Raw genomic sequence first — 20,282 nt, 5'->3', positions numbered from 1 at the left:
GATCGCAATTCAGGCCGGCTGCAAGGTCTTTTCCGTTCGAAACAGTACACATTTTCTCACCCTTCGGGAACGAGGGTTCGAGAAATGGTTGGCCCGCCTGCACTCGACGCGCACTGACGTTCGCAATCAACGCAACAAACCTGGCCGAGCCGAGGCACGGCTTACCACCTGCATCGCCTCCCGAGTGCGAGGATACGTTCATGAACAAGCATATCTTGCGCGCTTCCCTGGAGGACGCGTCAGTTGCGCCTGAGGCGTGCCAAGTCACGCCGGCTCATGCCGAGCGCCCTCCCGCCGGTGCAGAAATGGCGCGGGTGCTCGGGACCACGCCATTTCACATGGCTTTGGATTCCTCCGGCGCCGGAATCGCCCACTGGAAGCATGACCCGCTGCACGACGTCGTCGCGCCCATGAGCCAACACGTCATCATGGCTTACAACGGCACGGTGCAGCGCATGGAGCGGCGGATGGGAAGCGCGGTTGCGATCGGTACGTTTCGTCCCGGAGTCGTGATCATCATCCCCGAAGGATCGAGCTCCCGGTGGGATATTCCGAAACCTGTCGATGTCATCCAACTCTATCTTCCGCACGCCACGCTCGAGCGGGTTGCAGGCGAGGTCGACAGCGCCACCTCGACCGATCTGCTGGAGCGAACGGCGCATCCCGACCCCATTACATCCCGATTGCTCCTGACCGCGATCGACGCCGTGGTGGGCAATGTCGTCGTGGATACACTGTTCAGGCATCAGCTGATGGACCTCTTGGCCACGCGCCTGCTGGCGGCGCATGTCGGCGCGCCGTCCACGTTCCAGCCGACGCGGGGCGGCCTCTCACCGGTCGTATTGCGCCGCGCCATCGAGCGCCTGCACTCGGACATCGGCGCTGACGTATCGCTCGCGGCGCTCGCTTCTGATGCCGGTCTTTCGCGATTCCACTTCTGCCGCGCCTTCAAGGAAAGCACCGGGCTTTCCCCACATGCCTGGCGGCGCCAGCAACGGCTCGAGGAGGCCAAAAACATGCTGCGCGGCACCGACGCGTCGGTCATCTCGATCGCGGTCGCGCTCGGCTATTCTTCCCAGACCGCGTTCGCCGCCGCCTTCAGGAAGCTGACCGGGGACACCCCGAGCAATTGGCGACGGCGTGCACGTTGACAGCATCGCCTATGCGGGGAACAGCATCATTGCGAGAAAGGCTCCCGGATGCAGGCGGGCAAAAGAAGGTCCCATGACCGCTATGGGTCACAAGCCGACGCCTGACGGGCGGTAGCGGCAAGTCCGCTATATGGGACATTGGCGGACGTCACGCCTTGCCGCTCGGACAGCGCGCTTCGGCTGGAAGCGGACAGCGAGACGGCAGGCAGCGGGCGCGAAGCGTCGCGTCGGGATAAATTACAGGAAGCTGGCGTCTGGCGGGGGGAATCCGGGCCCGGCCGGGCTTCCCCTGGCGGCCGGCATGGCCTATGACGCTGCAACGCAAAAAATCCTCCCAAAAAGACCCCATGATCCGCCTCGACAACGTCAGCAAGCAAGCCGGCCACCAGATCCTGTTCATCGAAGCTTCCGCCGCCCTCAACAAGGGCGAGAAGATCGGGCTCGTCGGCCCGAATGGGGCCGGCAAGACCACTTTGTTCCGGATGATTGCCGGTGAGGAACTGCCCGACGAGGGGCAGGTTTCGACCGATCGCGGCATCACGATTGGCTATTTCAACCAGGATGTCGGCGAGATGTCTGGCCGTAGCGCCGTGGCCGAGGTGATGGATGGTGCAGGTCCCGTGAGCGAGGTCGCAGCCGAGTTGCGCGAGCTCGAGGCCGCTATGGCCGACCCCGACAAGGCCGACCAGATGGACGAGATCATCGCGCGGTACGGCGAGGTGCAGCACGCGTTCGAGGAGCTCGACGGCTATGCGCTCGACGGCCGCGCGCGCGAGGCGCTGTCCGGCCTCGGCTTCAGCCAGGAGATGATGGACGGCGACGTCGGCAAGCTTTCCGGCGGCTGGAAGATGCGCGTGGCGCTGGCGCGTATTCTTTTGATGCGCCCCGACGTCATGCTGCTCGACGAGCCGAGCAACCATCTCGATCTCGAAAGCCTGATCTGGCTGGAAAAATTCCTGCACGATTTCGAAGGCACGCTGCTGATGACCTCGCATGATCGCGAGTTCATCAACCGCGTGATCTCCAAGGTGATCGAGATCGATTCCGGATCGCTCACGACCTATACCGGCGATTACGAGTTCTACGAGCAGCAGCGGGCGCAGAACGAGAAGCAGCAGCAGGCGCAATTCGAGCGCCAGCAGGCCATGCTCGCCAAGGAGATCAAGTTCATCGAGCGCTTCAAGGCGCGCGCGTCTCATGCGGCCCAGGTGCAGAGCCGGGTGAAGAAGCTCGACAAGATCGAGCGGGTTGAGCCGCCGCGCCGCCGCCAGACCGTGGCGTTCGATTTTCCGCCGGCGCCGCGCTCGGGCGAGGACGTCGTGGCGCTCAAGAACGTCTACAAGGGTTACGGCAGCAAGCGCATCTATGACGGCCTCGATTTCATGATCCGCCGCAGGGAGCGCTGGTGCGTGATGGGCGTCAACGGCGCCGGCAAGTCGACGCTGCTCAAGCTCATCGCCGGTGCGAGCGAGCCGGACGAGGGCACGGTGGCAGTCGGCGGCAGCGTCAAGATGGGCTATTTCGCCCAGCACGCGATGGATCTGCTCGACGGTGAGCGCACCGTGTTCCAGTCGCTCGAAGACCAATTTCCGACCGCGGGGCAGGGCTCGTTGCGCGCGCTCGCCGGCTGTTTCGGCTTCTCCGGCGACGATGTCGAGAAGCGTTGCCGCGTGCTGTCGGGCGGCGAGAAGGCGCGCCTCGTGATGGCCAAGATGCTGTTCGACCCGCCGAACTTCCTGGTGCTGGACGAGCCGACCAACCATCTCGACCTCGCCACCAAGGAGATGCTGATCACGGCGCTGGCGGATTTCGAGGGCACCATGCTGTTCGTCTCGCATGACCGCCACTTCCTGGCGACGCTGTCGAACCGCGTGCTGGAGCTGACGCCGGAGGGCATCCACCAGTTCGGCGGCGGCTATACCGAATATGTCGCACGCACCGGGCAGGAAGCGCCAGGGTTGCGGTCGTAGTGATGAGCGGTAGCCCGGATGAAGCGCAGCGCAATCCGGGTTTCGTGCCACAAGGGCGCTCGTTGCGATGAGGACGGACCGGCCCCGGATTACGCTTCGCTCCATCCGGGCACGAGGATGTGGTGAAGTCAGTAGCCCGGATGAAGCGCAAGCGTAATCCGGGATTCAATCTCCGCGCTCGCCGAAGTTGCCGGTGAYCTCGCCAGCGCCGCCCCAATCAGCGGGCAGCAGACCGGCACGAATGTAGTGATGGAGCGACGAGTATGGCCAATCAGCCGGCGACGCGACGAGCCTATGCTTGACCGGATTGAAATGGATGTAGTCCGTGCAGCGCTCGAAATCGGCTTCGTCTCGAACGGTGTGCTCCCAAAATCGCCTCTGCCATAGCGCAAACTCGCCGCGGTGATTGCGAGCGATCGATGCATCGGAGGCGGCCAACCGACGTGTAAAGAGACTCTTGATGCGTCGCCACCGGCCGGGAAAATCCGAGTCATCTTCCGGCAGTGTCATGATGACGTGAAGGTGGTCGGGCAGGATGACGATGGCATCGACCGTGAATGGTCTTTCGGCGCGTGCAACACGAAATGCGGCGCGCAGCTTGTCGACATGATCGACTAACGCAGATGACCTGCGATCATCCAGTGTCACGGTGAAGAAGAAGGTCCCGCCGGGAACGAAATTTCTCCGATAGCGCACCATGCGATAGGTTTCCCGGATTTCGCTTCGCTCCATCCGGGCTACGGGAACGCGGTGAGGGTTCGTAGCCCGGATGGAGCGCGGCGCAATCCGGGGTTGGTGCCGCACGGAAGCTTGTGCGATGCGGATGGTCTGGCCCCGGATTACGCTTCGGTTCATCCGGGCTACAACTAAATCGAGAGAGTTGCAATGAACTCGCGGGATGGGCGCGACCGGCGCTCATCCGTTGTGGCCCTCAATCGCTATCGCAAAATCTCGCGTAGCACCTCGCCATCGACCTGGTGCGGTCTGACGCCCAGAATCTGCATGATGGTCGGCGCGACGTCGAGATTGTGCATGCGTCGGATCGTGGTGTTGTTGCGGATCTGCGGGCCGGCGGCGATGAAGGTCGCGCTCATCACCGGCAGCTTGGGATCGTGGCCGTGGGCACCGTAGAAATTGGGCATCGACAGCGTGGTCGTCGCCGCATTGAACGGAGCATCGCCGAGCCGGGCGACGCCGGGGCTCTGGATGCCGTCGAAATTGTACCCCGCGGCCATCAGCGCGAATACGTCGCCAAAGTCCTGACCGATGGTCTTGCTGGTGCACTGTCCGAGCCCGGCCTCGCATTGTAGCGGGCGGGTCTCGACCACCGTGAACAGCCGCCCGTCCTCGAGCGAAGCGTTGAATTTGGGGTTGGGATCGACGGCATTCCTCACGGCCTCGGTGATCTGCGTCACCAGCGACTTGTAGGTGGCAGGATCGACGGTGCCACCCTGTTCGCGCTGTTGCAGGTTGACGTAGATGTTGGCCGCCGGACCGGAGGTGCGGATAGCCACCTTGGTGGTGTCGATGCCGGCGTTCTTCAGGATATTGGCCATGCTGACCGAGGTGTGGAACGGCGCAAAGCCGTGGTCCGACACGACGATGACGTTGCTGTCCGGCCCTGCGGCATCGGCGATCCGCTTCACCGCCCTGTCCGCGGTCTGATAGGCGAAGCGAATGTAGGACTTGTAGCGGGCGACCTTGGCTGCATCCTGGTTGGCCCCGATCGAGTTCGGGTCCTTCGGGTTGGTGCCCTGGCGCGGGTCGGTGAGCAGGAACTGATGCTCGGAGCCGTCGGGCTGCTCGATATAGACCATCACGAGATCGGCGTCGGGATTGTTCAGGATGGCGCGCTCGCCGATATCGGCCTGATAGCGCACGAAGGTCTTGACCATGTCCTCGAACATCGCCTCGATCTCGATGTCCGGGAAATTGGTGAAGCCCGGGCTCAGCCGTTCCGGAATGCGGAAGTCGGCCTGCGGACGCCAGAAGCCGATAGTGTTGTTGATGTCGTCGACGTCGGTCAGGACCGGTGCGTTGCGCGGAATGAAGTTGGCGCCGTAACGGGCGAAGCGCACCACCGAGAGATCGGGCGCGAGCTGCGAGACGAAGTAGGCCGCACCGACCTTGGCGCCGCTGCCGTCGAAGAAGAACGGCGCGTTCTCGCCACCGAACTTCGCATAGGCCGGTCCGGTCGCCGGGGGCTTGAACGGTCCAGCCGTAATGCCGCGCGTGGCGTCGAAGAACACAAGCGTGTCGTAGTTCACCCTGCTGTCATTGGTGGTGTCGAGCGCCGCTACCCGGATCGCGTATTTAATGTCCTGGGTAGCCGCGTTGGCGCAGGTTGCGGTCGGAGCGGATGCGCATGAGAACGTCTCGATCGGCGCGGAGGTTGCCAGCACCGGGCTGAAAGAGAAGCGGCCAGCCGCCTGGAGGGCCGCGGCCACGGCCGGATCGGCGGCGAAGTCCGCCGATGTGAGCGAAAAGCCCTGGGCGCCGATACCGCCGAATGCGCCGAACGGCACGGTGTAGTCGGTGATGCGGATCGGCTGGGCCGGTTGCACCACCGTGCCGTTGATCGAGATGTCGGCGCCGTCGCCGCCCGGCCACGTCGCAGTGACGACTTTCCTGCCCTGCTGGCGCAGTTGCACCCACAGCGGCAATGCCGTCGGACGCGGCGAGGGCCCGAGCGGGCTCTCGCGATAGCCGCCGATCGGCGCGGCGAAACCGCTGAGGCTCGACGTAGCCGGCCCGACGATCGCCTGGAAGGTGTTCGAGGGAATGTCGTTGTGGACGGCGGTCGAGCCGGTGGCGATCTCGATATGCGAGACGGCGGTAAGCGACGGCGACGCCGTGATGTTTTGCTGCGCCACCGCGCCATGGCGGCTCAGCCGCGCCAGCGCGCCGTCGCGCGGCAGTACGCCTTCGTCGATAAATTGCTGGATGAAATCGGGCTTTGCACCGTCGAGCGAGATGACGACTACCGGCGGCGAGCGGTGTCCGTGATGATGGTCGCGATCGTGGTCGCGATCCCTGGAATTGTCGAAGCCGCGGTCGCGGCCGTTGTCGTCCTGATCGGCGTGCGCCGGAATTGCGGTGCCGGCCAGCGATGCGGCGAGCGATATCGACGAGATCAGGGAGAAGAACGCTTTCATGTCCACGTGGTGCCCCATGTTTCTTGCTGCGCAACCTGCGCGGGTTTGACCTGGAATGACGCGGGGATTATCGGGCGTGGCCCACGACGCGCGTGTGACGCCTCGGCGACGTGTGTGCGTCGTTGAGATAACGCGGCGTAGCTGTGGTCACGTCACACCGAGATCAAGGTCCCGGCCGCACAGGCATGCGCAAGCCTCGCGCAACCCTCACGGGCGATGGTCCGTTCGAGAGCGAAGGTTGCGGAACGGGGCATGATCACCAAACTGAAAGAGATTTCCGCGGCGCCTCTGCCGTGCAAGATCTGCAGCGCAGAGGCCGCACTGTTCGGCGTGGTCGACTTCGCCAAACACTGCAATGAAGCGCGCGGCAGGCGGCTGCCGCTGTTGGGGAAGCCGGTCTATTACCACCGCTGCCAAGGCTGCGGGTTCCTGTTCACCGATGCATTCGACGACTGGAGCGAGGCGAACTTCAAGACCGAGATCTATAACGACGATTATATCGAGGTCGATCCCGACTACAGGGAGGCCCGGCCGGCCAGCTGCGCAAAACTGGTGCAGGATCTGTTTGGAGCCAGCAAGGCCGAGTTGCGCGTGCTTGATTATGGCGGCGGTGGCGGCCTGCTGAGCACGACATTGCGCAGCTCCGGATTCCTGGAGGCGGAGACCTTCGATCCCTTCGTGGCCGATTTCTCGCGGCCGCCGCAGGGGAAATTCGATATCGTCACCTGCTTCGAGACGCTGGAGCACATGCCCGATCCGACGGCTGGCATCGCCGCCATCGTCTCGAGCACAAAGGAGACCGGACTCGTGCTGTTCTCCACGCTGCTGCAGCCGCCTGATTTCGAGGCGCACGGCGTCAATTGGTGGTATGTCGGCCCGCGCAACGGTCACGTCTCGATCTTCAGCCGTGCAGCGCTTGTCCGTGCCTGGCAGAACCACGGCTATCTGACCGCCTCCTTCAACGACAATCTGCACATGGCCTTCCGCTCGCTGCCCGGATTTGCCCAGCATCTGCTGAAGCAGGCCTGAGCGGCGGCCGGCGCGTCTTGAACGCGGTGGTCTTGCCCGCTACGTTTCCTCCCAAAAAGGGAGCGAACAACCATGAAGCAACTCCGGATCGGCGACATCACCATCGATGCGGTGATCGAGCGGGAAGGGCCGTGGCGGCGGCCGCAGGATTTCTTCCCGGCCTATGACGAGGGCGTGTTCGCCCGTCATCTGCCGACGATGGAGCCGGAGGTGTTCGATGCCGCGCGCGGCATGATGGTCATCACCTACCAGACGTTTGTCGTGCGCACGCCGCGCTACACCATCCTCGTCGACACCTGCACCGGCGAGGACAAGGGCCATCCGCCGCCGTTCGACTTTCCCGGCAAGGAGCGCTGGCGCAACGAATTGTTCGCGCTCGGCATCTCTTTCGAGCAGATCGACTACGTCTTCTGCACGCATCTGCACATCGATCACACCGGCTGGAATACGACCTTGCGCGACGGGCGCTGGGTGCCGACGTTTCCGAATGCGAAGTACGTCTTTCACAAGGGCGAGTACGCGGCCTGGGAGGCAGAGAATGCCAAAGGCAACAACCCGCCCGGCACCGTCTTCCGCGACAATTGCCTGCCGATCGTCGAGGCCGGGCAGGCGCTGCTGGTGGACGACGACTACGCGCTCGATGACACCGTCACGCTGACGCCGACGCCGGGGCACTCACCCTGTCATTGCTGCGTGAATATCTTTTCGAGGGGTAGCCGCGCGGTGGTGGCGGGCGATCTCATGCATCACCAGATTCAGTGCCGCGAGCCGGACTGGTCGGCGAAGCCGGATTGGGATGCCAGGCAGTCGGCGGTCTCGCGGCGAAAGTTCTTCGCCTCCGTTGCGGACACCGACACGCTGATCCTGCCGATCCATTTTCCGGCGCCGACGGTCGGGCTGATCAAGCCGCTGGATGGGGCGTTCGACTATCGGTTCAAGCGGGATTAGGCCTGTACGCCCAAATCAGTCCTTTCCCGCCGTATTGATCACGGCCCGGCCGCCGTCGATATATGAAATTGGCGACCATTATCGAACGATTTCAAGCGTGACATTGACCACGCCGATCTTGATCATTCCAAGGGCTTGGGCCGCACCCGATGTAACGTCGATGATGCGTCCATGAACAAATGGACCACGGTCATTGACTCTCACGATCACGGACTTTTTGTTCAAGACATTAGTCACGCGCAGGCGCGTTCCGAAAGGCAAGGACGGATGCGCCGCATGCAGCGCATGCTTGTTGAACCTCTCGCCGCTCGCGGTCATCTGATCTTCCGAGTAGAAACTCGCAAGCCCGAACAGTGGGGTTTCCCTTCTGGGATGTTTTTTATGAAATGCATGCTGATGGTTGCTCTTCCGATGCGTTGCTCGCCGAATGTCGCCGTGAGCTTTCGGGCCTTGCCCCGCTGCGCGCTGACGCCGTCGCGGTGATTTCGTGGCAGGCGAGGGGAGGTCGTTGGCGTTTGGCGAACCATTTGCGTCGCGGGTGTGGTCATGCACTTCCCGCGGCGTTGCGCCAGGGACAATCGCCGACTTCGTCATTCGACTGAACTTCGCATGTGCAGCTTCAATTCCACCATCGAATGCGATGCATGATGCAGCAATCGCGGTAGCAGCGAGCAGTGCAGGTTGACCGCTCCATCGTTTCATGATGGCCCCCCCCAGCGCCTCAGCTGGTTGGAGTAGTTCGGTTCCAGGAATTGCCGGCTTTGACATATGTCAACGTTGCCGTGGAAGGCAGCGGAGTTGCCATTTCGGTCAGCGCCCAGCCGACGCGCAACGAGAATTTGCCCAACTGCCCGCACATCGCCGCAAAGAACAGCCGCTGGCCTTGGGGAAGCCAGCGGCTCTGGCATCCCGCAAACCAATGGTGCAGGGCGCGTAGAGGTGGGCCGTGCGGCCCACCGAGATCAGATGCCAAGCGCGCTGGAGATTTCGCCGAGGGTTGCTTTCTCGGCGTCGCTGACCTGAACACCCCCGCCGAACCACCCTCCGCCTTCCGATGCAGCCTCAGCCGTCTTTTGACTAATCTGACGCAGCCAGCCCTTGAAAGCCGCGGCATCATCCGGAGCTTTCGCAGCAAGCAGCGCCGTGACTTCATGCAACGATGCGATTGTCTTGGTCTTGATCTCGGCCGGCGTGCTCTTGCCGAGCTCTGCCTTCAACCCGTCATGAGCCGCGGCCCGGCCGTCGCTCGTCTGGAAGTCGGCGACCACAGCCTTTACCAAGGGGTTGGCATTGGGATCGGTGGCCGCCTGGGCGAGCGCGGTGCCGCCAGCAAATGATTCCTTCAGAAGGCCAAACAATCCGCTCGGTTCGGCAGCCGTAATGGCCATTCCAGCATTCATCGGGCTTCTCAGGAGGAGCGCCCATTCATCCTTGGTGAAACTGGTCTTGTCGGCCATGGAGTCTTCTCCTTTCATCTTGCAGGACGGGAGGCTGGGAAACACGTCCCGTCCTGAAGTGTGGCGAGTTTATTGCGTGTGACGTCTCTGGCTTTCAGGCTTTCGCCAACTGGTCGAGCTTGGCACGAAGATTGTCGATCACTGGCTTTGCGATCGTGCCGGCCGGTGTCGCCGAGACCTTGTCGCACATCTGATTGATGGCCGGCGCCGCCGCGACGATCAGCTTGGCAAGCGCGCGTCGTGCTTCCGGAGAAAGCTTGGCGGCTCGCGCCGTAACGCCATCCAGCTGTGAGATGGCGTCGTTGATCTTCGGCAGGGCCGCCTGCGCGCTAGCTTCATCGGTGATGGTCGGCAGTTGAGCCTGCAGCGTACCAAGGGACGAATTGACCTGGTTCGCCAGATTCACGCCGTCAACGGTCAAATCCGCGGGCGCCATGCCCACAGTTCCGGCTGAGGGCCGCGTAACGTTTGTACTCTGAGCGACCGTCTGCTCGGTCGGACGCTGAAGCGCATATATGGCAAGTCCGGCAACGATAACGAGCGCGGCGAGCCAATATGGCCATTGCGTCCGGCCGGCGGCCATGGCGGCCTGGCTCGCGCCAGTAGCGCCGGAAACGCCGGCGATCCGGCTCCCTGTGGCGGCGGCCGTGGCCATTCCACTGCGTGCCTTGTCGATCAGGCCCGCGGCGCCGAGTTGATCACTGAGGCCCGATGGAATCGCCGCCATGATCTGATCTTTCTGCGAGCGCAGAAGCGACGCCAGTCCGTTTGCATCCATCCCGGCGTCATTCTGCTGCTTGCCGAGCATACCCAGGACCAGCGGCCCGACCACGGCGAGTAACGACTTGCCGCCGCCAGCGCCCATTCCCGCGAAACTGCCGATCGCCTGGGCCATGGTATCCATGGTTCGGCCTCCAAGCAGTCCGGACAACATGCTTGAACCCGTCTGAGCCAGGTCCGGGGCGCCGGCGTTGCGCAACATATCCAAGGGATTGCTGCCTTGCTGTTGTGACAGCAGTTTTGACAGTTGATTGGCGCCGGCCGGGGTTCCGACCAGATCCGACAGGCTGGCCAGTATTGTCGGGATGGCCGCTATTGCGGCCTTCTGCGTCGCGCTTCGGTCCATCCCAAGAAAGGAGGAAATCTGCGCAATGACTTCAGGGGTCAGGAGCTGTTGTGCAGCTGAAATGAGATTGACGGCCATGGCGGTCTCTCCACTACGTTGCAGGTCTGTTGGTTGCCCCCTAATTCGCGAATTTGATGTGACAGGCGTCGATGGTTCCGAACGTCGCCTATCGCCCAAGTTGAGATTGCATCGATAGTTCGACTCCTTGATCCAGATCAAAGGTCTTCGGTACAGGGCAAATGCGAAGAGTTCGGCGCGAGATATCCAGTGCGCTGCGGCCCATCAGGCGGACCTGGTTGAGAGGCATCGATGTTTCGCTGACGGGCCAGGATTGGCTATCGGCTCCGAGCACCGCAATGCCCGCTAGCGGGCATGATGACGCGCAGTGGGATTGTACCAGAAGACAATTGTTCGTCGCGCGGACATCCACGTTACTGGCAGTGCGCGGGTGGGCTGCGGTCCGCGCCTCGATGACGGTCCCGGAACCTCACACTCAACCCAAGTCCGGGGCCGTCGTTTGGATCATCCAAATTGATCAGAAGGATCGTCGACCGCGTATCGAACTTCGCCAGTTTCTTGCTCGCAAGCCCTGGATGCGGGCGCGCGGCGCTAGCTTGCCCGCGCTGCGGATGTGAAGCCTCCCGCGAGAACGTTCAGCGGGGACGAGCTAGGGGATGCTCTCACCTGATTTGCGAGCAATGCGGAAAGACCAGTGATATTGCAGGATGGCGGCTGCAGGGGCTTTCCGAGCAAGGCTCAGGGCCACTTATCGGATGAGCTATGTCCGCCGGCCCGGGGCGAGCGCTGAGGTGCCGATATGGGCGCGACGGAATCGTTCCCCGCTTTCGTCGAGCGACGACGCAGGAGCTATGAAGCGTCGCAAGGCGTCTCCTGTCTCCACATGAGCGGCGGTCGAACCGGAAAGCTTGGATGATCCATTTGGAGGAGACGGCGATGCGGATGCTCCGTTGGCTAATTCTGGGCAGTGCGGCGATCCTGGCGATCGCCTCGGCTACAGCCCAAACTTACGATCCCAGCCACCCCGTCTGCCTTCAGAGATGGGAGTGGGGTGGCAGCACCTATTTCGAATGCGCTTATACGTCATGGGATCAGTGCCGAGCGTCGGCGATCGGACTTTCCGCGATGTGCGTGGAGAACCCGTATTGGCAGCAACCGCAGGCGAGGCGATCAGGCGGCCGCTTGCGTTCATCAACCCCATACTGATGCGCCCGACGACAGTCTGCCAAGCGCAATTTTCGCGCGCAGCATTTCCGTTGCTATTCGATCACCTCGTCGGCTCGGGCGGACAGCGTCATGGGAATGTCGAGACCGAGGGCCTTGGCGGTCTTGAGGTTGATATTCAGGGTCACATCCGTCGTCTGCTGGACGGGAAGCTCCGCCGGACGGGCCCCTTTCAGAATGCGATCAACATAGCCTGCAGCGCGTTGCCATAGTTTGAAAAGGTTGGCCGAGTACGACATCAGTCCTCCTCTCTGAGCCGAGTCGCGGAATGGATAGATCGCCGGCAAGCGCCGCTCTGCAGTGAACTCGATCAGGCGGGGAACGAGGGGTATCAGCGATGGATCGTCGGTGACGACGAGACCATCGAAGCCTCTCTCCCCAAGCGCGGCGAAGCTGTTGTCGATGTCCGCGCGCCGTATCGAGAGAGCCGTCAGCTCGATACCGAGACCGGGCGCCGCTTTCTGCATGAGTTCGACTTGGTTGGCGGTCGTCGGATTGTCAGGATTCCACAACACTGCGACACGGTGCACTTTCGGTGCCGCCTCCTTCAGCAGTTCCACCCACTTGACACCGTATTCGCCCGAGAGCTGCGACAGCCCGGTGATATTGCCGCCTGGTCGGGCAAGGCTTGCCACAAGACCGGCTCTGACCGGATCTCCGCTCATGCAGACGATCGGCACCGTGGACGTTGCACGTTGCGCAGCCTGCGAAATTGGTGTGCCTGGAGTCACGAGAACATCGACGTTGAGTGTGAGGAGTTCAGCGATCAATGCGGGAACGCGCTCCGGCTCTCCGTCGGCGTAGCGTTCTTCGAGCAGCAGGTTGCGCCCCACGACATATCCCAGGTCCGCAAGTCCCTGACGGAAGCCGGTCTGGTAGTACAAGTCCGTCCCGCGAACGCCACCCCAGACATAGCCAACGCGCGGCACCGCGGGTTGCTGCGCGTGGGCCGCGAGGGGCATGACGGTCACCGCAGCGCCGAGAAGCGCGACAAAATTGCGGCGTTTCATTCGGTCACCTCGCGACGCCCTACCGCTGCAATATGCACCCGCGCGGGCGAGGAGTCAGGTCGATACTTCCGGGCTAAAGACCCCGCCGCGGCACACGAGGCGGCGATCAAGTCGCACCACATTTGCGGGCGCGCCGGAATCGTTCGCTGCCTTTGGCGCGCGACGACGCAGGAGGAATAAAACGCCGCAGAGCGTCTCCTTTTTCCATACGACGCGGCAGTAGAAAATTCCGGAATGGCCGTCGAACGACAACACAAACTCGTCGGCAAATATGTAGTACGGCGTGGAAATGCGGGCACCCAAGGCGTTGATATCGCGCACCAGGCACGGATGAGTCCCGTGAATTTCACCAAACGATAGCCGCGCGGCCCGGTTGATCGGTATGCGCTTCATTGCACGACGTTCGATCATGGCGAGATGCTCCCAATGAAAGACGATCGCACTCGACGAAGTCACTTTCCCGGTCCCGCCGATATCCGGAAAACGGCAATTCCCGCACGTTGATCTGTGCGGCTCACGCTAACAAGCAGCGTTGTTGTCTTATTAAAATTGGATCGAATTGGTGGTTAATTCGAACGGCTTGGCGACGATGTTACTAGAGGACGTTCGTGCTTTCGACTTGGCCCGGCCATCTGATCTGTGCCGCACGGACACACATATGTGGATGCCCGGGACAGGCCCGGGCACGACGGAGTTGCAGAGTGTCCGTGCAGCAAGCAGTGGCGAACCAGCGGCGATCAGGCGCCGACCTCGCACTTCTTCATGAAGCTGTTCTTGGCGGCACCGGCGAGTGGCTTGCCGTCGGCGCTGACGGCCTTGGGCGTGCAAGCGTCGGCCTTGCACTTCTTCATGAACGAGGTCTTGGCGGCGCCGGCGAGCGCCTTGCCGTCCTTGCCGACCGCCTTGCTCTCGCAGGTGTCGTCCGCGAGGGCCGAGCCCGCTGCAAAGGTGGCGACGATCGCTGCGAGAAAAATCCGCTTCATCATGGGTGTCTCCCTAGGACAAAATTACCGAGTGGATTGGAGCCGCGAATCGTGGCGCAATCAAGCAGGATCGATGCGCGCCACGACCGATGTCGCGGATTTTTCCATTCATCTGCGGTTCAGATTCCGCGCGCGAGCAGTGTCTTGAAATCGGCCCGTGCGCGTTGCGCCTCGGCCTTCGCGGCCGCGGAAGCATCGCCAAGGCCGAAATAGCCGTGGATCAGGCCGGGGCCCTCATGGTGCTTGACGCGGACGCCGGCGGCCTCCAGCGCCCGTGCATAGGCCGCGCCTTCGTCGCGCAACGGATCGAACCATGCGGTGGTCACGATCGCGGGCGCGAGCCCTTTGAGCGAAGCGGCGCGGAGCGGCGAGACCCGCCAGTCGGCGGCATCCTTGGGATCGGCGAGATAGTGGCCGCAAAACCATTCCATCGTCGCGCGTGTCAGAAAATAGCCGTCGGCATTCTCGGTGCGTGACGGATAGGGCGCGTTCTCGCGCGCATCCGCGTAGCCCCCGACGACGTCGGTCACGGGATAGACCAGCAGTTGGGCCGCGAGCGTGATGCCGGCGTCGCGGCAGGCGATCGCGGTGGCGGCTGCGAGATTGCCGCCGGCGCTGTCGCCGGCAACGCCGAGACCCTTTGCATCGCCGCCAAATTCCGCGACGCGGTTGAAGATGTCACTTGCGGCGGCGAACGCGTCCTCGAAGGCGCCGGGAAAGCGCGTTTCCGGCGGGCGCCGATAATCGACGGAGACGACGACCGCGCCGGTTTCGATCGCGAGATTGCGCGCCTGCCGGTCGTGGGTTTCGAGATCGCCCGCGACCCAGCCGCCGCCGTGGAAGAAGACCACGGTTGGCGCAGGATTGGGGCCGACGCGATAGACACGTGCATCGAGCGGCCCGGCGCCGCCTTTCACCTTGATATCCTGCACCGTGTCGACGGGGGGCGGCGGCACATCCGCACGCGAGGCAGCCAGTGCGCGCAAGGCATCGCGCGCGCTCTGTGGCGTCATCGTGGTGGGATCGCGCAGCGGCAGCAGCGGAATGATCTGGGCGATGACGGGATCGAGCGGTGCGGGCATTTGCGGGTCCTCGTTGGGTTCTTGGTCTTGCTTGCGGGGTAGCATAGATTTGGCGTACCGCATCGGCAACCGGTTACGCGTTACAATTGCAATGCCGCGGAATGAACGGTCAGGGAGGTCAAGAGTTGGAATTCGAAACGCTGGTCCAGTCGCGCCGCAGCGTGCGCGGTTTCAAGCAGCAGCCGGTGCCGCGCGCGGTGATCGAGGCGATCATCGGGAGCGCCAAGCGCGCGCCGTCGTCGATGAACACCCAGCCCTGGCATGTGCATGTGCTCACAGGCCCTCCGCTTGAAGAGCTGCGCCGCCGCAACATGGAGGAGATGGTCGGCGGCGCCAAGGTCAAGCGCGACATCATCAGCCACGGCGAATACCAGGGCATTCATCGCACCCGGCAGGTCGACATCGCCAAGAAGCTGTTCGGCGCGATGGGGATCGCGCGCGACGACAAGCCGATGCGGCAGGACTGGGTACTGCGCGGCTTCCGCCAGTTCGACGCGCCGGTCTCGCTGGTGCTGACCTATGACCGCGTGCTGGATCCCGGCGCGGTCTGCCATTTCGATCTCGGTGCGCTCTGCTACGGCATCGTGCTCGCGGCCTGGGACCGCGGTCTCGGTTCGGTGATCAACGGGCAGGGCATCATGCGCTCCGACATCGTGCGCGAGGTCGCGAAGATTCCGGAGGACGAGGTCATCATGACATGTGTGGCGATGGGGTATCCCGACGACAGCTTCGCCGCGAACGCCGTTCGCTCCGATCGCGAGGGCAACGACGATTTCGTGCGTTATGTCGGCTTTGCCGACTAGTGCGGGAAGTCACTGATGCGCACAGCCGGCTGACGCTGCGAGCCGACTAACGCGGAGAGCCGGCTGAGGTGGAGGAGAGGAGATTATTCTCTCGTCGATTTTTTTGATGCTGAGCCGTTGGTGGCCTCTTGCAATCTCGATCGCGCGGGAGGAACAATACGCGGAGTGAAAGGTTTGTTGCTGGCGCGAGGGAATCGACATGCGGCGGCTGGCTAGCCTGGTTCGACGGTTCTTCGGTCCGCGACCGCGGTATCCGATCGATGATGATCCAAATCTTCCCTTCACACCCGATGAGCTCGGCAAGCTGATCCGGAGTGGCAGACGCGAGGACATGAAGCTGCTTGCGGAAGGACTGGCCTCCCGGTCGGTTCCGCACCGCGCCAAATACCGGGCCACGCACTAAGCGCGGTTCGTGACGAGGTCCTCTCTGCGGGATCGCCCAGCCTGCGCGGTCATCGCGTGAGCGCAACCTCCTTGAACGAGGTTACGAGAGCCTTCTCCAGCTTTCCGGTCATCCCGCAAAGAATGTTGTAGGCCTCGGTGCGCGGCATCGTCGGCTTGTAGTGCCGGTGTTCGATTAGTGCTGCGAAGATGTCCGAGATCGTCAGAATGCGGACGATGTCGTTGATGCTCTCGCCGCACAGCGCGTCGGGATAACCGCTTCCGTCGAGATATTCGTGATGATGCCGCACGGCGTCGAGAATCTCGGGCGAGATTTTCTCGTGATCCTTCAGAAACTCGTAACCCGCCGCCGGATGCTTCTCGATCATGGCGCGTTCGTCGGCGTCGAGGCGGCCGGGCTTGTCCAGGATCGCAAGCGGAATCTGCGCCTTGCCGATGTCGTGGAACATGGCCGCGGAATACAGCCGCTCGAGATCGGCTCGCCCGACGCCGAGGCTCAGTCCGAAGTCGATCGCCACGCCGGTCACGAGCAGGCAATGCTGGTAGGTTCCCTCATGGTGACGCCGCACCGTGGCAAGCCATTCGGACAGGCCGTGCTCGGTGATGCGGTCGGCGATCCTGCGGCCCGCTTCCTTCGTGCCGTCGACGTCGAGGGGCTCGCCGAGCGTGACGGCCGTGAACATCGAAGCGATGGCGGTCGCCGCGGTCTCGACGGCGTTGTCCGGTTGGGCTGCGTCGCTTGAGCCAGCAGAGGCCGGCTCGGCCGGGTCAGCCAGCGCTGCCAGCAGCTTGCTCTTGTTGAGAGCCCCGGGAAGAACGAGGGTTGCGCCGAGTGCGTAGGCCTGCGAAATGCCGACGTGAGACGAGTGCTCGACGAGGAAGATGCGCTTCGTGGCTTTCGCCAGCTTGCCGGCGCGCTTCTTGATGGCCGCGATGTTGCCGACGTCACGCAGCTCCGCGCGAACGACGACCGCGAATGGCACTTGTGACAGCCTGGCTTCCGCATCGAGTCGTTCGCCAGCGACGGTAAATTGCCGTTCGAGGGCCGAGCAGACGCCCGCCAGCTTGTCGGACGAATCGGCCAGCACATGCACAAACGGGCGAACCGCTTCCGTCGTTCGGACGCCGCCGTCATTTTTGGCGGGGCTGGATATGGTTCGGGCACTCTGCACGGCGGACCGGACTATGATGACATTGAATGAGCTCGATGAATTCTGGAGCCTATTTGCTCGGCGTGGAGTTTGGCGCGGCAGCCGTCTTTGCGCTCGCCGGCTTCTTCTTGCCGTCTGCGGTGATGAAGTGCACGCCGGCCATGGTGCCGTCGATCCACACCAGTTCGCACCGCCGGTAGGCAAGACCCGTCGATGACAGCAGCATGAAGAATTCCTTGGCCTGGAGCACGTCGAGCGTCCCTTCGACCTCGATCTTGGCGCCACTTTGCGACACGTCGAGCAGGAAGCAACTGCGTCGCCAGGTGCCGTCGGAGCCCATCAGATTGACGGCCTGCTTGTGATCCATCCGTACGCGAAGCGCCTTTCGACCGTCGAACCTCATCGGCTAACCCCCATTTTTGTGCCGCGATGTCCCGCATCGCTTGGGTTGGCACTCGCTGCAATTTCCCCCCAGCGCACTGTCCATTGGCTGGTCGACAAGAGAAGCGTTTCGAAAATCTGCTGCGCCCGTTCGCGCTCGACGAAGGAGAGCCGTGAGCCGCTGCGGTTGCTCAGGATCGCAAGCGTAGTGGCCCAGTTCAGCCGTGCGGCCCGGCAGGCCATGACGAGGCCCTCGCAATCGTCATCGGTCATGACATGCTCCACGATCTCGATCGGAGCGCCGGAGAGCACCGAGAGCGCCGTGAACAGATTGGCCGTCTCGCCGCGGATCGTGAAGCGGTTGACGGTGGAATCGTTGAGCTTGCCGACGCGGCTGAGGGCGACGATCTCCGGCCTCGCGCTCGCATAGTCGGCCGGGCAGGGCAGCTTGGGCGGAACCGGCGCGGCGCGTTGCGCGGGCGGAATGGTGGATGCGTTGGCCTTGGCCGGCGCCTTCGGGGCCGGCGCCTTCTGGGAGAGCAGCTTCCGGACGACCAGGTCGGGCGTGCCGGGCCGCAGCACCAGCGCCTTTGCAATCTCGCCGTCCGGATCGGCCCTGGCGATCAGCGCGGCGTAAGCTGCCTCGGAGAATTGGGTTCCAGGGTTCTTGATCAGCGCAAGGCAGATCGGGCCGCCGCGCTTGATCAGCGCCTCGGCCAGTTCAGGCTCGATCGAGTTGCGCGCGGCGATCGCGCGTTGATGCCGCTCGCCGCACGAGGCCGCGATCGTCGCGAGATAGGTGGCGGAGACTGCCTGCGATTTGAGGAGGACTGGACAGGCCACGTCCGGGTCGTCGTGCGAGGCAAGGCGCTGCAATGTCTCGGGCGGGGCCACCTTGAGCTCGGCAAGCGCCGTGCTGAGTTGAACGAGCGCCTTGGCCTCGACGCGTTCCGCCAAGCGCAGTAGAACGCCGTCAACCACCCCGGCGAGCAATTCCTGAGGCCGGTCGCGGCTACCGGTGAGCAACTGCACAATGCCGGATAGGATGCGAGCACAGCGGTCCGGCGGGCAACTAGCGACCGCCTGTTCCAGCTCAACCAGAATATCAGCAGGCAAATTTGCCATCATGGCAGGGGCCTGACTCAAAAAAATCGCGACTATCCAATGACCTTCATTCCGCCTGAGAGGCGTTAATTTGAAATTTAGAGCTTGATCGACGGGGTATCAGCGCACCGCTGGCGGCGCTGGAAACGCTATCGAAATTCGGCGAGACTCGATGCGGCGACTTGTCCTTTGAACGGGACCCTCGCCAATTGAACGAGACGAATTAGGATGATTCTTTCGGTCGAACGGGACAACCGAAAGGGGGAAACTCGGGCCGGCATCGCCGCCGGACGCGCGTTGGTTACGACGCGACGTTTCACATTGCCATGAACGATATTGCGCCCAAGGTATTTCGCTTCTCCGACGTCGATGAATTTCGGAATGCCATACGAGGCCTGAATTTCGAGTTCACGCCCTTCGTACGGAGGATTTCGGCCGAGCAGACCATTCTGTCGCTGCCCGGTTGCGACGTGAATTTCACGCGGGCATTTCCCCGCGTCGTCGACGCGCAGCTCGTCGAGAATTGCACCGCCATCGGATTCACGATGGATGAGCTCAACGTGCCCATCCGCTTCAACGGCTCGCAGCGGGCACGACCTGTCATCGTGATCGGCAGCGGCGGCGCCGCCTACACCACCATCGAGGAGGTGGAGCGGCAAATTGCCTCGGTGGTGTTCAGGCCGGAGGTGACGGATCGCGGCTGGCCGCACGCGACATCCAGCTTCAAGATATTTGAAACGACGGCCGCGAGCCTGAACCGGCTGCGCAGCCTGGTTCGGGAGGTGCTGGCTGCCGCGTCGGAGCCGATCGGAGCCGCGGACGTGCCGCTGAAGGCTGCAGCCATGAAGGAGTCCCTGCTTGGCGCCGTCGATGACGCATTCGAAAGCGTCGTTGCCGCGCGATGGACCCTGCGTCCCAATGACGAGCGCAACTTCAGGATATTCCGGGAGATCCGCGCGCTTCTGTCCGACGACCTCTCGCAGCCGATCTACAGCGAGGAGATCGCGCGCAAGCTCAACCTGTCCGTTCGCACCCTGCACGACGTCGTCCGTCGCTATCGCGGCATGAGCCTGCATCGCTATTTGCGCCTGCGCCGGTTGTGGCTGGTGCGTCAGCGCCTGCTCGCCGGTGCCGACAGCGTCAAGGCTGTCGCACTGGCGTTCGGCTTCTGGCATCTCAGCGACTTCTCCAGAAGCTATCGCGACCAGTTCGGCGAGACGCCGTCGCAAACGCTGGAGCTCGGACGACAACGGTAGCGCGGCAAATCGGTTAAGGCCGTACCGCTGTT

Annotated in this window: 19 protein-coding genes; 7 read left to right on the top strand and 12 right to left on the bottom strand. The window is 63.0% G+C overall.

Going from position 1 to position 20,282, the window contains the following annotated elements:
- Positions 1-200 precede the first annotated feature (200 nt).
- Both AC1DW2_RS12340 and AC1DW2_RS12335 read left to right on the top strand, forming a co-directional pair.
- Positions 201-1,151: a helix-turn-helix domain-containing protein gene (locus AC1DW2_RS12340; protein ID WP_477006136.1), complete on the top strand. Its 951-nt coding sequence runs from the start codon at positions 201-203 to the stop codon at positions 1,149-1,151.
- Between the two features lie 347 nt (positions 1,152-1,498).
- Positions 1,499-3,121, top strand: a complete 1,623-nt coding sequence (locus AC1DW2_RS12335) for an ABC-F family ATP-binding cassette domain-containing protein (RefSeq protein ID WP_063983614.1) — start codon at positions 1,499-1,501, stop codon at positions 3,119-3,121.
- Between the two features lie 165 nt (positions 3,122-3,286).
- On the opposite strand, the gene AC1DW2_RS12330 is transcribed toward AC1DW2_RS12335, so the two are convergent.
- Together AC1DW2_RS12330 and AC1DW2_RS12325 are read right to left on the bottom strand one after the other, a co-directional pair.
- Positions 3,287-3,820: an REP-associated tyrosine transposase gene (locus AC1DW2_RS12330; protein WP_477006135.1), complete on the bottom strand. Its 534-nt coding sequence runs from the start codon at positions 3,818-3,820 to the stop codon at positions 3,287-3,289.
- Positions 3,821-4,059: 239 nt separating this feature from the next.
- Positions 4,060-6,276, bottom strand: a complete 2,217-nt coding sequence (locus AC1DW2_RS12325; protein ID WP_477006145.1) for an alkaline phosphatase family protein — start codon at positions 6,274-6,276, stop codon at positions 4,060-4,062.
- A 252-nt stretch (positions 6,277-6,528) separates the two neighbouring features.
- Here AC1DW2_RS12325 and AC1DW2_RS12320 point away from each other — a divergent pair, with 252 nt between their 5' ends.
- The gene (locus AC1DW2_RS12320) at positions 6,529-7,305 is read left to right on the top strand and encodes a class I SAM-dependent methyltransferase (protein WP_354238112.1); all 777 of its coding nucleotides are present in this window, start codon (positions 6,529-6,531) and stop codon (positions 7,303-7,305) included.
- Between the two features lie 72 nt (positions 7,306-7,377).
- The gene (locus AC1DW2_RS12315) at positions 7,378-8,253 is read left to right on the top strand and encodes an MBL fold metallo-hydrolase (protein WP_247311178.1); all 876 of its coding nucleotides are present in this window, start codon (positions 7,378-7,380) and stop codon (positions 8,251-8,253) included.
- A 78-nt stretch (positions 8,254-8,331) separates the two neighbouring features.
- Here AC1DW2_RS12315 and AC1DW2_RS12310 read toward each other — a convergent pair whose 3' ends face one another.
- The 3 genes from AC1DW2_RS12310 to AC1DW2_RS12300 all read right to left on the bottom strand — a co-directional run bounded on the left by AC1DW2_RS12310 (position 8,332) and on the right by AC1DW2_RS12300 (position 10,914).
- The gene (locus AC1DW2_RS12310) at positions 8,332-8,955 is read right to left on the bottom strand and encodes a septal ring lytic transglycosylase RlpA family protein (protein WP_477006134.1); all 624 of its coding nucleotides are present in this window, start codon (positions 8,953-8,955) and stop codon (positions 8,332-8,334) included.
- A 260-nt stretch (positions 8,956-9,215) separates the two neighbouring features.
- Entirely contained in the window at positions 9,216-9,710 is a 495-nt protein-coding gene (locus AC1DW2_RS12305; protein WP_063983612.1) for an alpha/beta hydrolase family protein, read from the bottom strand.
- Between the two features lie 94 nt (positions 9,711-9,804).
- Complete coding sequence (locus tag AC1DW2_RS12300) at positions 9,805-10,914, bottom strand: DUF937 domain-containing protein (RefSeq protein WP_477006133.1); 1,110 nt, start codon at positions 10,912-10,914, stop codon at positions 9,805-9,807.
- A gap of 852 nt (positions 10,915-11,766) precedes the next feature.
- On the opposite strand from AC1DW2_RS12300, the gene AC1DW2_RS12295 reads away from it, so the two are divergent.
- A complete protein-coding gene (locus tag AC1DW2_RS12295) occupies positions 11,767-12,060 on the top strand; it encodes a DUF3551 domain-containing protein (RefSeq protein ID WP_441268162.1) in 294 nt (97 codons plus the stop codon).
- 53 nt (positions 12,061-12,113) lie between these two features.
- Here AC1DW2_RS12295 and AC1DW2_RS12290 read toward each other — a convergent pair whose 3' ends face one another.
- The 4 genes from AC1DW2_RS12290 to AC1DW2_RS12275 form a co-directional block, all read right to left on the bottom strand.
- Positions 12,114-13,088 carry an ABC transporter substrate-binding protein gene (locus AC1DW2_RS12290; protein WP_354179661.1) on the bottom strand — a complete coding sequence of 325 codons (975 nt, stop codon included), beginning with the start codon at positions 13,086-13,088 and terminating at the stop codon, positions 12,114-12,116.
- Positions 13,089-13,142: 54 nt separating this feature from the next.
- Positions 13,143-13,499: a PilZ domain-containing protein gene (locus AC1DW2_RS12285; protein WP_085399213.1), complete on the bottom strand. Its 357-nt coding sequence runs from the start codon at positions 13,497-13,499 to the stop codon at positions 13,143-13,145.
- A 326-nt stretch (positions 13,500-13,825) separates the two neighbouring features.
- Positions 13,826-14,074 carry a hypothetical protein gene (locus tag AC1DW2_RS12280; RefSeq protein WP_135216116.1) on the bottom strand — a complete coding sequence of 83 codons (249 nt, stop codon included), beginning with the start codon at positions 14,072-14,074 and terminating at the stop codon, positions 13,826-13,828.
- 116 nt (positions 14,075-14,190) lie between these two features.
- Positions 14,191-15,153 (bottom strand): alpha/beta hydrolase, encoded by a 963-nt coding sequence (locus tag AC1DW2_RS12275; RefSeq protein WP_477006132.1) that lies wholly within the window; start codon positions 15,151-15,153, stop codon positions 14,191-14,193.
- Positions 15,154-15,278: 125 nt separating this feature from the next.
- On the opposite strand from AC1DW2_RS12275, the gene AC1DW2_RS12270 reads away from it, so the two are divergent.
- Positions 15,279-15,956: a nitroreductase gene (locus AC1DW2_RS12270; RefSeq protein WP_208086504.1), complete on the top strand. Its 678-nt coding sequence runs from the start codon at positions 15,279-15,281 to the stop codon at positions 15,954-15,956.
- A 452-nt stretch (positions 15,957-16,408) separates the two neighbouring features.
- Here AC1DW2_RS12270 and AC1DW2_RS12265 read toward each other — a convergent pair whose 3' ends face one another.
- The 3 genes from AC1DW2_RS12265 to AC1DW2_RS12255 are packed head-to-tail and all read right to left on the bottom strand — an operon-like array spanning position 16,409 to position 19,018.
- Entirely contained in the window at positions 16,409-17,530 is a 1,122-nt protein-coding gene (locus AC1DW2_RS12265) for an HD-GYP domain-containing protein (RefSeq protein ID WP_477006131.1), read from the bottom strand.
- Between the two features lie 49 nt (positions 17,531-17,579).
- Positions 17,580-17,912 (bottom strand): PilZ domain-containing protein, encoded by a 333-nt coding sequence (locus AC1DW2_RS12260; protein ID WP_477006130.1) that lies wholly within the window; start codon positions 17,910-17,912, stop codon positions 17,580-17,582.
- Positions 17,909-19,018 (bottom strand): DUF2336 domain-containing protein, encoded by a 1,110-nt coding sequence (locus AC1DW2_RS12255; RefSeq protein WP_477006129.1) that lies wholly within the window; start codon positions 19,016-19,018, stop codon positions 17,909-17,911. Before AC1DW2_RS12255 ends, AC1DW2_RS12260 begins: the two co-directional genes overlap by 4 nt.
- A 302-nt stretch (positions 19,019-19,320) precedes the next feature.
- Here AC1DW2_RS12255 and AC1DW2_RS12250 point away from each other — a divergent pair, with 302 nt between their 5' ends.
- Positions 19,321-20,250, top strand: a complete 930-nt coding sequence (locus tag AC1DW2_RS12250) for an AraC family transcriptional regulator (RefSeq protein ID WP_208086508.1) — start codon at positions 19,321-19,323, stop codon at positions 20,248-20,250.
- Positions 20,251-20,282: the final 32 nt, after the last annotated feature.

This window comes from Bradyrhizobium sp. P3_C3 (assembly GCF_056402655.1).
Note: the sequence above shows the minus strand (reverse complement) of the source record. Positions and strands in the feature narration are given on the sequence as shown.